Origin of the sequence: Sphingomonas faeni, from assembly GCF_030817315.1 — a bacterium.
GTDB classification, from domain to species: Bacteria; Pseudomonadota; Alphaproteobacteria; order Sphingomonadales; family Sphingomonadaceae; genus Sphingomonas; species Sphingomonas faeni_C.
Window position 1 is genome coordinate 1,285,115 of record NZ_JAUSZF010000001.1, and the last position, 13,392, is coordinate 1,298,506.

At 66.3% G+C, this 13,392-nt stretch carries 10 protein-coding genes; 8 read left to right on the forward strand and 2 right to left on the reverse strand.

Annotated elements, in window-relative coordinates; translation table 11 throughout:
* Positions 1 to 7: 7 nt before the first annotated feature.
* The 8 genes from QFZ54_RS05960 to QFZ54_RS05995 all read left to right on the forward strand — a co-directional run bounded on the left by QFZ54_RS05960 (position 8) and on the right by QFZ54_RS05995 (position 11,926).
* Positions 8 to 631: an urea amidolyase associated protein UAAP2 gene (locus QFZ54_RS05960; protein WP_307085365.1), complete on the forward strand. Its 624-nt coding sequence runs from the start codon at positions 8 to 10 to the stop codon at positions 629 to 631.
* Positions 631 to 4,239, forward strand: coding sequence for an urea carboxylase (gene uca, locus QFZ54_RS05965; protein ID WP_373458455.1), 3,609 nt, complete (start codon positions 631 to 633; stop codon positions 4,237 to 4,239). Before QFZ54_RS05960 ends, uca begins: the two co-directional genes overlap by 1 nt.
* Entirely contained in the window at positions 4,236 to 6,026 is a 1,791-nt protein-coding gene (gene atzF / locus QFZ54_RS05970) for an allophanate hydrolase (RefSeq protein WP_307085368.1), read from the forward strand. The genes uca and atzF overlap by 4 nt, the downstream gene beginning before the upstream one ends.
* Positions 6,023 to 7,450 carry a hybrid sensor histidine kinase/response regulator gene (locus tag QFZ54_RS05975; protein WP_307085370.1) on the forward strand — a complete coding sequence of 476 codons (1,428 nt, stop codon included), beginning with the start codon at positions 6,023 to 6,025 and terminating at the stop codon, positions 7,448 to 7,450. The genes atzF and QFZ54_RS05975 overlap by 4 nt, the downstream gene beginning before the upstream one ends.
* Positions 7,437 to 8,366 (forward strand): response regulator transcription factor, encoded by a 930-nt coding sequence (locus QFZ54_RS05980; RefSeq protein ID WP_307085371.1) that lies wholly within the window; start codon positions 7,437 to 7,439, stop codon positions 8,364 to 8,366. Before QFZ54_RS05975 ends, QFZ54_RS05980 begins: the two co-directional genes overlap by 14 nt.
* Before the next feature lie 11 nt (positions 8,367 to 8,377).
* Complete coding sequence (locus QFZ54_RS05985) at positions 8,378 to 9,997, forward strand: tetratricopeptide repeat-containing sulfotransferase family protein (RefSeq protein ID WP_307085374.1); 1,620 nt, start codon at positions 8,378 to 8,380, stop codon at positions 9,995 to 9,997.
* Positions 9,998 to 10,050: 53 nt separating this feature from the next.
* The gene (locus tag QFZ54_RS05990) at positions 10,051 to 10,950 is read left to right on the forward strand and encodes a sterol desaturase family protein (RefSeq protein WP_307085376.1); all 900 of its coding nucleotides are present in this window, start codon (positions 10,051 to 10,053) and stop codon (positions 10,948 to 10,950) included.
* Positions 10,951 to 11,023: 73 nt separating this feature from the next.
* On the forward strand, positions 11,024 to 11,926 hold the full coding sequence (locus tag QFZ54_RS05995; RefSeq protein WP_307089291.1) for a Vgb family protein: 903 nt from the start codon (positions 11,024 to 11,026) through the stop codon (positions 11,924 to 11,926).
* Between the two features lie 31 nt (positions 11,927 to 11,957).
* Here QFZ54_RS05995 and QFZ54_RS06000 read toward each other — a convergent pair whose 3' ends face one another.
* On the reverse strand, positions 11,958 to 12,884 hold the full coding sequence (locus QFZ54_RS06000; protein WP_307085378.1) for an MBL fold metallo-hydrolase: 927 nt from the start codon (positions 12,882 to 12,884) through the stop codon (positions 11,958 to 11,960).
* 98 nt (positions 12,885 to 12,982) lie between these two features.
* On the reverse strand, positions 12,983 to 13,312 hold the full coding sequence (locus QFZ54_RS06005; RefSeq protein WP_307085381.1) for a UrcA family protein: 330 nt from the start codon (positions 13,310 to 13,312) through the stop codon (positions 12,983 to 12,985).
* Positions 13,313 to 13,392 lie beyond the last annotated feature (80 nt).

A 13,392-nucleotide genomic window follows, 5' to 3' on the forward strand; every position in this document is an offset into this window, starting at 1 on the left:
GACCGACATGACCACTTCCCCCCTCCCCGGTACCATCCGCCACGACGAGATCGTTCCTGCCCGCGCACCCTGGATGCACCGCGTCGCCGCTGGTGAAACGCTGCGCATCGTCGATCTCGAAGGCAATCAGGCGGTCGATTTCCTGATGTACGCCGCCGACGACGATTCCGAGCGGTACAGCGCGCAGGACACGATCGCGGCACAGCGCAACCTGTTCCTCCGCGAATGCGCAGTGCTGCTGTCCAACGAAGGTCGGCCGATGATGACGATCACCGGCACCAGCGTCGCCTATCACGACACGATCGGTGGCGCCTGCTCGTGCGAGTCCAACACACTGCGCTACGGCCACCATACGAAGGCCCAGCATAGCTGCGTCGACAATTTCCTCGACGCCAATATCCGCGCCGGCCGCGGCAAGCGCGACATGGTGTCGAACATCAACTTCTTCATGAACGTGCCGGTCGAGGCGGACGGCACGCTCGGCATCGTCGACGGCATTTCCGCGCCCGGGCTTACGGTCGACCTGCGCGCGGAAATGGACGTCATCGTGGTCGTGTCCAACTGCCCCCAGATCAACAATCCCTGCAACGGCTTCAACCCGACGCCCGTGCGCATGCAGGTGTCGGCGTGATGTTCAGGAAGGTCCTGATCGCCAATCGCGGCGCGATAGCCTGCCGCATCATCCGCACGCTGAAGACGATGGGGGTCGGCTCCGTCGCGGTATTCAGCGACGCCGATGCCGGCTCCGCGCATGTCGCCCAGGCCGACCAGGCTGTTCGGATCGGCCCCGCGCCGGCCGCGGAAAGCTATTTGAACGTCGAGGCGATCCTGGCCGCCGCGGAGGCAACTGGCGCCGAGGCGATCCACCCCGGCTACGGCTTCCTCTCGGAAAACACCGCCTTCGCCGAGGCATGCGCCGCGCGCGGCATCGCGTTCATCGGTCCGACCCCCGACAACATTCGCGCCTTCGGTTTGAAGCACACTGCCCGCGATCTCGCCGCCGCGCAGGGCGTGCCGCTCGCACCCGGCACCGACCTGCTCCATGACGAAGCCGCCGCGGTCGAGGCGGCAAAGCGGATCGGCTATCCCGTGATCCTGAAGGCAACCGCTGGCGGCGGCGGCATCGGGATGAAGGTCTGTGCCGACGAAGCCGATATCCGCGATGGTTTCGCGACCGTAGCCCGCCTCGGCGCAGGCAATTTCGGCGACGGCGGCGTATTCCTCGAACGCTACGTCGCCCGCGCGCGACACATCGAAGTGCAGGTGTTCGGCGACGGCGCAGGTCACGTCGTAGCGCTCGGCGAACGCGATTGCTCGCTCCAACGCCGAAACCAGAAGGTCGTCGAGGAAACCCCCGCCCCGCTGCTCCCCGCAGCGACGCGCCAGGCGCTGATCGACGCCGCGGTCCGGCTCACCGCCGCCGCCGCTTACCGCTCGGCAGGCACGGTAGAATTCCTCTACGATGCCGAACGCGACGACTTCTTCTTCCTCGAGGTCAACACTCGGCTCCAGGTCGAACACGGCGTCACCGAACAGGTCACCGGCGTCGACCTCGTCGAATGGATGGTGCGCGGCGCGGCCGACGACTTCGCCTTCCTCGACGGTTTCGAGGCGAAGCCGGTCGGCGCATCGATCCAGGTCCGCCTCTATGCCGAGGATCCCGCGCAGGATTACCGGCCCAGCTCGGGCCGGCTGGTCGGCGTATCCTTCCCCGAAGGCCCGCGCATCGACAGCTGGATCGCCGCCGGCACCGAAGTGTCGAGCTGGTACGACCCCATGCTCGCCAAGCTGATCGTCACCGCGCCGACTCGCGACGCCGCGGTACAGGCGATGCAGGACGCGCTCGACCACACCATGATCGCCGGGATCGAGACCAACCTCGACTGGCTGCGTACCGTGGTGCGATCGCCCGTCTTCACCAGTGGCGAAGTCTCCACCCGTGCGCTCGCCGACATCGCCTACACGCCGCGGTCGATCCGCGTGTTGGCGGGCGGCGCCTCCACCACGGTCCAGGACTATCCCGGCCGACTCGGCCTGTGGGATGTCGGCGTGCCGCCCTCGGGACCGATAGACGCACTCGCCTTCCGCCTCGGCAACCGGCTGCTCGGCAACGCGGAAGACACGGCGGGACTCGAGATCACCGCTGCCGGGCCGACATTGCTCTTCAACGTCGCCACCCGGATCTGCCTGACCGGCGCCGATTTCGGTGCGGCCGTCGATGGCACGCCAGTGTCATCCTACGAACCGATCGACATCGCAGCAGGCCAGATCCTCAAGATCGGGCGCGTCACCGGTGGCGGCATGCGCGGCTATATCTCGATCGCCGGCGGGCTCGACGTGCCGCTGTTCCTCGGCAGCCGCAGCGCCTTCACGCTCGGCGAGTTCGGCGGCCACGCCGGGCGCGCGGTGATGACCGGCGACACGCTGCATCTGGCCCGAACCGATCCTCCCAGCGTACCGGCAGCAACGCTCGCGCTAGCCGACCGCCCCGCGATCACCCGCGAATGGACGCTCGCCGTCCTCTACGGTCCACACGGCGCACCCGATTTCTTCACCCCCGACGACATCGCGATGCTGCGCAGCACGGCGTGGAAGGTGCACTACAACTCCAACCGCACCGGCATCCGCCTGCTTGGGCCAAAGCCGCAATGGGCACGCAAGGACGGCGGCGAGGCAGGACTCCACCCGTCGAACATCCACGACAACGCCTATGCGATCGGCGCGGTCGACTTCACCGGCGACATGCCGATCATCCTCGGCCCCGACGGTCCCTCGCTCGGCGGCTTCGTCTGTCCGTTCGTGGTCGCTCAGGCGGACCTGTGGAAGGTCGGCCAGCTCGCACCGGGCGACAGCGTCCGCTTCGCACCGATCGACAATGCGACCGCGGTAGCGGCCGAGCAGGCGCAGGACCGGCTCGTCGCCACGCTCTCCGCCCCGCTCGCGCCGGTGGAGGCGAGCGACCATCTCGGCTCGCCGATCCTGCGCGCGATCGAAGCGCAGGGCGTACGTCCGGCGGTTACCTATCGCCAGCAGGGCGATCGCAACCTGCTGGTCGAATACGGCCCGATCATGCTCGATCTCGAACTCCGGCTCCGCGTTCACGCGCTGATGCTCGAAGTCGAAAAGGCCGCGCTCGCCGGTATCATCGACGTGACCCCGGGCATCCGTTCGCTCCAGATCCATTACGACAGCCGCCAGCTTTCGCAGGCCGCTTTGCTTGATGCGCTCGCCGAGGCCGAGGAGCGGCTCGGTGGCCTCGACGATTTCGAGATCCCCTCGCGCGTCGTCTATCTGCCGTTGTCGTGGAAAGACCCGGCGATCTACCAGACGATCGACAAATACATGGAATCGGTGCGCGACGACGCGCCATGGTGCCCTGACAATATCGAGTTCATCCGCCGCGTGAACGGGCTCGACAGCATCGACGACGTCCAGCGTATCGTATTCGACGCCGAGTATCTCGTAATGGGCCTCGGCGACGTCTATCTCGGCGCGCCGGTCGCGACCCCGATCGATCCGCGGCACCGCCTCGTCACCACCAAATACAATCCCGCGCGCACCTGGACGCCGCCCAACGTCGTCGGCATCGGTGGCGCGTACATGTGCATCTACGGCATGGAAGGGCCCGGCGGATACCAGCTGTTCGGCCGCACCATCCAAGTCTGGAACGCCTGGCGGCAGACCGATGCGTTTCGAGACGGCAAGCCGTGGCTGCTACGCTTCTTCGACCGCATCCGTTTCTTCCCGGTCAGCCATGACGAACTGACCGAGTGGCGCCGCGATTTCCCGCTCGGACGGCGCGCGATCCGGATCGAGGAGGAGGTGTTCCGCCTCACTGAATATCGCACCTTCCTTGCCGACAACGCGCCGTCGATCACCGCATTCCAGGCACAGCGCCAGGCGGCCTTCGACGAGGAGCGCGCCGACTGGGAGCGCAACGGCGAATTCGACCGGGTCGCAGCGTTGACCGAGGAAGCGGACGCTGGTGCCGGCACCGCCGAGATCGACCTGCCCGAAGGCTGCGAACTGGTGGAGGCCCCGTTCGGCGGCAGCCTGTGGAAACTACTGGTCGCCGTAGGGGCCGAAGTGACGGAGGGCGACACAATCGGCATCATCGAGGCGATGAAGATGGAATCGCCCGTGATCAGCCCCGTTACCGGTACGATACGCCGCATCTACGTCCAGGAACGGCAACCGCTCTCGCCCGGCGGCGCGATGCTCGCAGTGGAGGTGGCATGATGGACGGGCCGTTCGAAGTCGGCGCAATCGCCGCCGCCGTCTCGTCCGGGCGCACCGATGCGGTCAGCGTCGCCCAAGCCGCGCTCGCACGGATCGAAGCCTATGCCGCGATCCAGCCCGCGGTGTGGATCACCCGCATCGCCGACGCCGATGTCCTGGCATACGCACGCCGCGTCGATGCACAGATCGCCGCGGGCAAGGTGCTGCCGCTTGCCGGGGTGCCGTTCGCGATCAAGGACAACATCGATCTCGCCGGCGTGCCGACCACGGCCGCGTGCCCCGACTTCGCCTATACGCCGTCCGTCTCGGCGAGCGTAGTCGAACGCCTGATCGCCGCGGGCGCGATCCCGATGGGCAAGACCAACCTCGACCAGTTCGCCACCGGGCTGAACGGCACCCGCAGCCCCTATGGCGCGCCAGCCTGCGTGTTCAACCGAGCCTATGTCAGCGGCGGATCAAGCTCCGGCTCGGCGGTCGCGGTCGCGGCTGGATTGGTGGCGTTCGCACTCGGCACGGATACCGCAGGATCGGGTCGCGTCCCCGCCGCGTTCAACGGGTTGATTGGCATGAAACCGACCAAAGGCCGCTGGAGTACCACCGGCCTGGTGCCCGCATGTCGCACGCTCGACTGCATCACCGTGCTCGCGCACTCGACAGTCGACGCCCGCGCGATCGACACCGTGCTGGCCGGCTTTGACGCCGCCGATCCCTATTCCCGCCCGCGTGAGGACCGCCCCGTCGCCACCCGTCGGATCGGCGTCCCCACGCCCGACCAGCGTATCTTTCTCGGCGATGCCACCGCCGCCCGCCTGTACGAACAGGCACTGGCAACATTGGCCGCGGGCGGTGCCGAACTGGTCGAGGTGGACATGGCCCCACTCCGCGAGGCGGCGATGCTGCTCTACGGCGGCCCCTGGGTGGCGGAACGCACCGCCGCAGCCCAACCGCTGCTCGATACGCACCCCGAGGCGATCGACCCGACGGTGCGCTCGATCATGGAAGCCGGACGTTCCGTCAGTGGCGTAGACGTGTTCGAGGGCCAGTATCGGCTCGCCGCGCTTCAGCGGATCGCCGAAGCGATGTGGCAGGATATCGACCTGCTCGCGCTGCCGACCACGCCGACGATCTACCGGATCGCCGAGATGCGCGCGGCGCCGATCGCGCTCAACAGCAACCTCGGGCTCTATACCAATTTCGTCAACCTGCTCGACATGGCCGCGCTCGCCCTTCCTGCCGGCTGGCGCGAAAACGGGACCGGTTTCGGCATCACGCTGATCGCGCCCGCCTGGACCGATCAGGGACTGCTCGACGTCGGCGAGGCCTATCTCGCCGCCGCCGCGCTTCCCCCACCCCCGCCACTCAACATCGAGGATAGTATGGAAACCGTGAAACTCGCCGTCGTCGGCGCGCATCTCGAAGGCATGCCGCTCCACTGGCAGCTTACCTCCCGTGAAGCGCGGCTGGTCAGTACCACAACCACCGCGTCGACCTATCGGCTATACGCGATGGCCAACTCCACACCGCCCAAGCCTGCGCTGATCTATGTCGGCGACGAGGACGGTGCCGCGATCGCGGTGGAAGTGTACGAGCTCGACGTTGCCGCCTTCGGCAGCTTCGTCGTCGAGGTCCCAGCGCCGCTTGCGATCGGCTCGGTGACGCTCGCCGACGGATCGGTCGTCAAGGGCTTCGTCGCCGAGCCGCGCGCGATCGTCGGCGCCGAGGACATCACCGCGCTGGGCGGCTGGCGCGCCTATATCGCCACGCTCTCCCGTCCAAGCGGCTCATGACCGCAGCGAACGCATCCCATGCGGCAACCCTGGCCGAGCTTCAGCGCGCCAAGGTCACGGCCGAAGCCGCCAACGAGGCGAAGACCCGCTACCTCGTCGCGGTCAGCCATGAGATCCGTTCGCCCCTCAACGTCATCTACGGCTACGCGCAGTTGCTGGAGCGCGACGACACGCTGTCGGGCGCGGAAGTCGGGACGATCATCCGTCGCTCCGCCGAACACGTCACCAATCTCGTCGAAGGACTGCTCGAAATCTCGCGGATCGAGAGCGGCGTCCTGACGATCCGCTCGGACCTGATCGACATCCGCCCGCTGTTCGACCACATCGTCGACATGTTCCGGATGCAGGCCGCCGCCAAGGGCTTGGCGCTGACGCTCGAAATCGACGACCGGCTGCCCGCGCAGGTGAAGACGGACGAAAAGCGCCTGCGCCAGATCCTCATCAACCTCGTCTCCAACGCGATCAAATACACGCAGTCGGGCAGCGTCGCCGTCAAGGTCGGCTACCGCAGCCAGGTCGCCGATATCGAGGTCCGCGACACCGGCATCGGCATCGCCGCGGGCGACCTCGAGCGCGTGTTCGAACCGTTCGAGCGCGGCAACTCCGCGGAGGCGCAAAGTCAGCCCGGCATCGGCCTGGGCCTCGCCATCACACGCGTGCTTGCCAGCGTACTGGGCGGCGACATCGCCGTGGAAAGCACGCCGGGAGTCGGAAGCAGTTTCCGCTTCCGCATCATGCTGCCCGCCCCGATGGTCGCATCGCGCGCGCCCGTGCAGGGGGCAAGGATCACCGGCTATGCGGGGCCCCTGCGGACCGTGCTCGTGATCGACGATGATCCCGCACAACGTGCCATCCTCCAGGCGCTGCTCGCCGCGCTGGGCTTCGTCGTGCATACCGCCGCGAATGGAACGGACGGGCTCCTGCTGGCCGAACGCATCCCCGCCGATATCGTGCTGCTCGACATCCAGATGCCGGGAATGAACGGATGGGAGGTCGCGGCCCGGCTGCGAGCGACGCATGGCGCAGCGCTGCGGATCGTGATGGTGTCCGCCGACGTGCATGAACTCCACATCGGGGGCGAGAGCCGCGGCAACCATAATGCGTTCGTGACGAAGCCGGTCGAACTCGACGCGCTGATCACGCTGATCGGCACGCAGCTCGACTTGCGCTGGGACGAGGCAGCGGTCCCCGACATACCCGAGACGCCCGCGGAATCCGCCCCCCTACCCGCGGCGGCCTTGCCCTTCCTCGATCGCCTGCGGGACCTCGCGAAGATCGGTCACCTCCGCGGGTTGGAAAACGCACTCGATATGTTCGAGCAGACGATACCGACCGCCGCCCCCTTGATCGCGGTGCTCCGGCGCCAGTCGAGCGACCTCGATCTCGCCTCACTCCAAAAGACGCTCGACGATGCAGCGCGTTGATCCCGCAGACGCGGCACGGCCGGTCATCCTGATCGTCGACGACACGCCCGAGGCGTTGCGGTTCCTGACCACGACCATCGAAAGCGCTGGGATGACCGTCCTGATCGCGATCGACGGGCTCGCCGCGCTCGCGCTGTTGAAGAACATCACGCCCGACCTGATCCTGATGGACGCGGTGATGCCCAATCTTGACGGGTTCGAAACCACTCTGCGGATCAAGGCCATTCCGGCGTTCCAGCATCTGCCGATCATCTTCATGACCGGGCTGACCGAGACCGAGCATGTCGTCCGCGGGCTCAATGCTGGCGGGATCGACTTCGTCAGCAAGCCGATCGTGATCGAGGAGCTTCTCGCGCGCATCCGGGTTCACCTGGCAACGGCGCGCGTCGCGCACGGCAGTCAGCTCGCGCTCGACATGAGCGGCCGGCCCGCGCTGGCTGTCGACGGGAGCGGCGAACCCCAATGGCTGACCCCGGCCGCTAGCGCGATGCTGGAACGGCTGTTTCCCGGCTGGTCCTGCGCGTCCGGCGGGCTGCCCGAGCCCTTCCTCGCGGCGCTCAGCGTGTTGCAGGCGCGCCCGCCGATGCCGGGCGCCTTCATCACGGTCGATGCCGGCGATCGCACGCTGGAAGCAGGCCTGCTGCGCAACACCGCCGCGGACCAGTGGGTGTTTCGCCTGACCGAGCGCCACGAAGGCGAGGAACAGGCGATGCTGGCCGCCCAGCACGGCCTCACCTCGCGCGAGGCGGAAGTCCTGCTCTGGATCAGCCGCGGCAAGCAGAACCGCGAGGTGAGCGAGATCCTGGAGATCAGTCCGCGCACCGTGAACAAGCATCTCGAACAGATCTTCGAGAAGATGGGCGTAGAGAACCGTGCGTCCGCGACGGCGATCGCCGTCACCACGCTGACGCGATAGGTCGAGGGAGCATGGAGGCCACCCGCGCCACAGCTATCCGAGCGGCACTCGCGCGGGGCGACAACGAGGGCGCTCTCGCCGCCGCAACCCGCTGGCGCACGGAAGTGCCAGACGCAGCCGAAGCGCATTTCCTCGCCGGGATCAGCGCGGCGGAACTCGGCAAGATACGCATCGCGATCGACCTGATCGAGACAGCGGTCGCGCTCGACGGGCACGGCGAATACCAAGCCCAACTCGCGCGACTCTACACGCTCGTCCGGCGTGACGCGGACGCTGCATCGGCGCTGGCCGCAGCCGAGCTCTCACCGCCGACCGATCCGCTCGGACGCGACACGATGGGCTGCGTTTACGCGCGGCTGGGCGATCATGCCGCCTCGCTTCCCCACTTCAGCGAAGCCGTGCGACGAGCGCCCGCCAACACCGCGTTCCGCTACAACCAAGCCGCGGCGCTGAGCTTCCTCGGGCGGCAGGGCGAAGCGGAACAGGCGTTGGAAGACCTGCTCGCCTTGAACCCGACCGATGCCCGCGCGCACCATCTGCTGGCCGGATTGCGCCGCCAGACACCCGACCGCAACCATGTCGACCGACTCTCCGCAGTCCGCAAGACGACGCGGTCACCGCATGATCGCCTGCTGCTGGGCTATGCGCTCGCCAAGGAGATCGACGACCTCGCCGATCCGCACGCCGCGTTCGCCATCCTCACCGAGACCAACGCCGAGCACCGCGCCACGCTGCCGTATCGCTTCGCCGACGACGCCGCCAATTTCGACGCGGTCGAGGCCTGCTGGCCGACGATCGCGAAGGCCCGGGTCGCGAACCCATCACCTGCATCGCCGATCTTCATCGTCGGCATGCCGCGCACCGGCACCACACTGGTCGACCGCATCCTGTCATCGCACCCCGAGGTCGAGAGCGCCGGCGAACTCCAATCCATGCCGCTAGCCGTAAAAGCCGCCGCAGAAACACGCAGCCGAACCGTACTCGACCCCGAGACGATCCGCGCTGCCGCCAGCGCAAACCTCGGCGCGATCGGCCGCGACTATCTCGCTCGCGCCGCGTCCCACGCCTCCGGTACGAAACCGCGCGTCGTCGACAAATTTCCCGGTAATTTCCTCTATGTCGGCGTGATCGCCCGCGCGCTGCCCAACGCGAAGATCGTCTGCCTTCGGCGCAATCCGATGGACACGATCCTCGCCAATTTCCGCAACCTGTTCGCGATCGGCTCGCGCTATTACGACTACAGCTACGACCTGCTCGACATTGCCGCCTATTACCAACGCTTCGACCGCATGATGGCGCTGTGGCGCGAGGTGCTGCCTGGCCGCGTGCTCGAACTCCAGTATGAGACTCTCGTCGACAACCAGCGAGAGGAAACCGCCCGCCTGCTCAACCATTGCGGACTGGAATGGTCGGACGCCTGTCTCGATTTCCATACCAACACTGCGCCGGTCTCGACACCTAGCGCCGCGCAGGTCCGCCGGCCGCTCTACCGGGACTCGATCGATCGCTGGCGTCTCCACGCCGACGCGCTGGCGCCCGCGCGCGACTTCCTGGAGCGTCACGGAATCACCGTCGACTTGCCGCCGGCGTACGTCATTCGCACACCTGCGACGCAAGCCGTCCCATCCTAACGTCACAACGCAGCGCGGTCGCATTCACCGCCAACCCAATCAGGTGCGATCCGATGCAGAAAGTCACGATGCAGAAAGTGCTTCTGAGCTATGTGCAGCCCGTGATGGTCGCGGCCATCATCCTGTTCTGGGCATTCGGACCGGCGGACTGGATCAGCAACCCCTGGTCGATCGTGGTCGCGACCCTGACGACCACCGCGCTGATCCAGGCGCTGGAATGGGTCAAGGAGCGGCATTCGAGCTGGCGCCTGACCCGGCAGGAGTTCTTCACAGACGTCTTCTACGTCGTGCTCAGCTACACCATGATCGCCTGGGCAACGAAGACCTTCGCCGACGAGCCGATGATGGCCGCCAAACGTGCGCTCGGCATCGCGACACCTTGGGCGATGCACCTGCCGTTCGTGGTGCAGGTCGCGCTGGTCGTCGTCCTAATCGAGTTCGGGCAATATTGGCTGCACCGCCTGATGCACAACCAGTCCTTCTTCTGGTCGACGCATGCGCCGCATCATCACCTGACGCAGCTCAATGCGATGAAGGGCGCGGTCGGCAATCCGCTCGAACTGTTCCTGATCAGCCTCAGCGTCGTCGCGTTGCTCGACCTGCCGCAGGCCGCGATCTTCTGCGCGCTCAACATCCTCGCGGTGGTCTCCACATTTGCGCATGCCAACACGCGCTTCGATCCGCCACGCTGGTACGCGTTCGTCTTCACCACGATCCAGAACCACAGCCTCCACCATTCGGTGGCCTATGAGGACACGCGCTGCAATTACGGCAATTCGCTGATCCTGCTCGATCGCATCTTCGGCACGTACCGCAGCGGCGAAGCCGAATTGGTCGGCCAGGACGACCGCCGACGGCTGTCGATCCCGGAACAATTCCTGTTTCCCACACGCCCGCTGATCGACCGCGTCAAGGCGCGGCAGTCGGATGCCGATGCAGAGGTCCCTGCGTAACCAACGATACTGACTACATACGGGGGCAAGTCACAGAGTGAATAAGATAGTTGCAACGACATGGGCCGCCGCGATGTTCGGCATCGCCGCGGCCGTAACGCCCGCATTGGCTGCCGCCCCGCGCGAACAGGTCATCCCAGTGCCAGGCTTCGCGGACTTCCTCGCGGTCGATGGCAAGACGGTATGGGCCACCAACAGCGGCCGCGTCGAGCGTTGGTCGCGCAAGGGCAAGCGCGCGGAAGTGCCGATGGCCCATCCGTGCGGCGCGATGACGATAGCATTCAACTCGCTATGGGTCGCGGACTGCAAGGATTTCACGCTTAACCGGATCGACCTGAAGACCGCGAAGATCACCGCCGTCATCGCGACCGGGATAGCCAACCCGAAGGGCGAACTGAACGTCGTCGCCGGCGCCGGATCGATCTGGGTGGCAAGCGACGCCAAGGGCGTGGTCGCGCGCGTCGATCCCGCCACCAACTCCGTCACCGCGTCGATCCCGACCAATCCCGACAGCTTTTACCTGACCTTCGGCATGGGGTCGCTCTGGGCGGTCAGCGGCTCGCAGCAGAGCGTGCAGAAGATCGACCCGGCCACCAATACCGTCGTCGCGACGACCGCGCTTGGCCGCGAACCCGGCTTCCTGGCGGCGGGCGAAGGATCGGTATGGGTCCAGGAACAAGGTGACGGCACCGTCGCAAAGATCGATCCGGCAACCGCTGCGGTCTCGGGCCGCGTCAAGGTGGACGAGACGCTGAAATACGGCGACATCGACACGGGTGGCGGCAAGGTGTGGCTGCGCACCACGGCCGGACAGACCTTCGTGGTGATCGACCCTACGTCGCTTGCCATCACCGCACGCATGGGTGCCCCCGCCGGCAGCGGTGCACTCCGCTATACAAGCGCGGGCGTTTGGACGACGGCGCATGACGCGCACACGATGTCGTGGTGGCGCAAACCCAAGACGATCGGAAACTGAGCGACCGCAATATGTTGCGCTCAACCGGCCTTCAGACCGGCTTGGGCGCGACCGGATAGATGATGAAATCGGCATGGCGATCGATCTGCGGCGGTGACTTCGCCCTAGCCGTAGCCTTCTCCAATTCCTTGATCGCCGACGGTGGTAGCGCAAGGCCGTGCTCCGACGGATGGGCGGCCGCTTCCATCGGATAATCCTGCCCGGGCGTCGTCGTCATCTCGATATGCGCGCCAAGCAACGCGCGGACCGGATGGGTTTTTGCAAAGTCCACCAGCCGAACCGCACTCGCACGAAACACGTCGAACCGATCGCGTGGCACATAGAGCCTACCGGGATACAACATGTCGCCCGAGAAGATCAGGCGCGTACGCGCGTCATAGATCATGATGTGCGCAGTTTCGTGTCCCGGGGTAGGCACGATATCGAGCACGCGGTGCCCCAGATCGTACCGGCCGATTGCGTTCGGCCAGTCGCGGATGCCGAAAAAGCCGGCAACCTGCTGCGGCTGAAGCCCGACCAGTTCGGTATCCGGCTGATCGCGAAATTCCTCGTCGCCGCCGTGATGATCGCCGTGCGAATGCGAATGCGCGACGACCAGTCGGATCGCCCGCCCCTGATGGCGTGTACGCCAGTCGGCGATCACCCGGTCCACCGTCGGCCGGATCTTCAGCCCGCCCGCGCCGCTGTCGATCAGCAGCGCGCGATCGGTACCGAACAGGAGATAGAGGAAGGGTGCCTCGAAATTGGTCCTGACTGACTGGCGGATGACGAAGCTATCGTCATCGATCCGCTGCACCTGGGTCTTGGGCTCAGTTGGCGTGCTGCCATCGATCCAGTGCGCGAAACGCGGCCCAGTGGCGGATGGTGCAGCGCCAAGCAAAAGAGCCGCAACGGCGGTCAGCGCACCAAGACGCAGACCGGAGCCCGCGTTGTCGCGCTCGAGGATGACACGCTTCATGCGCAAACCGTAGGCGCCGCAATCCAGGCGCCCATACGCCATTTAACGGAGCAGCAACCGAGGCGCCGATCGCCCCGGTTGATGCTCCATTCAAACGGTCAACGCGACGCCAGCTGCATGCCACGCGCGGAATCACGCGACGCCGTTGCCGTAGCGATCCGCGTCCGCATGTCGGCGATCACGTCCGCCCGGCACCCCCGCGCCTGAGCGCCGAGCGTCAGATGGATCGAGCTCAGTCCCTCGCCGCAGACTTTGTTCGCCACGTTATCCATGCGGATCGCAAGACGCTCCTGCCCATCGACACTCGCGAGATCGATCCCGCTGAGATTGAGTACGGCGCTGTCGGCCGAAAAGGGATTTTCGCCGGGTGCGGCAATGGCGGGCGTCGCCATCAGAATTGCGGCACATGCCGCCAGGCCAATCTTCATCATCATCTCCTGCGTTCGCGGGCCTATCGCTCTCCGGCGATCAGGTGACGATAATGTAAGACTGCCGCGGCACGATCACA

Coding starts and splice junctions, on each gene's coding strand:
- QFZ54_RS05960 (WP_307085365.1), top strand. CDS start 8: ATGACCACTTCCCCCCTCCCCGGTACCATCCGCCACGACGAGATCGTT.
- uca (WP_373458455.1), top strand. CDS start 631: ATGTTCAGGAAGGTCCTGATCGCCAATCGCGGCGCGATAGCCTGCCGC.
- atzF (WP_307085368.1), top strand. CDS start 4,236: ATGATGGACGGGCCGTTCGAAGTCGGCGCAATCGCCGCCGCCGTCTCG.
- QFZ54_RS05975 (WP_307085370.1), top strand. CDS start 6,023: ATGACCGCAGCGAACGCATCCCATGCGGCAACCCTGGCCGAGCTTCAG.
- QFZ54_RS05980 (WP_307085371.1), top strand. CDS start 7,437: ATGCAGCGCGTTGATCCCGCAGACGCGGCACGGCCGGTCATCCTGATC.
- QFZ54_RS05985 (WP_307085374.1), top strand. CDS start 8,378: ATGGAGGCCACCCGCGCCACAGCTATCCGAGCGGCACTCGCGCGGGGC.
- QFZ54_RS05990 (WP_307085376.1), top strand. CDS start 10,051: ATGCAGAAAGTCACGATGCAGAAAGTGCTTCTGAGCTATGTGCAGCCC.
- QFZ54_RS05995 (WP_307089291.1), top strand. CDS start 11,024: ATGTTCGGCATCGCCGCGGCCGTAACGCCCGCATTGGCTGCCGCCCCG.
- QFZ54_RS06000 (WP_307085378.1), bottom strand. CDS start 12,884: ATGAAGCGTGTCATCCTCGAGCGCGACAACGCGGGCTCCGGTCTGCGT.
- QFZ54_RS06005 (WP_307085381.1), bottom strand. CDS start 13,312: ATGAAGATTGGCCTGGCGGCATGTGCCGCAATTCTGATGGCGACGCCC.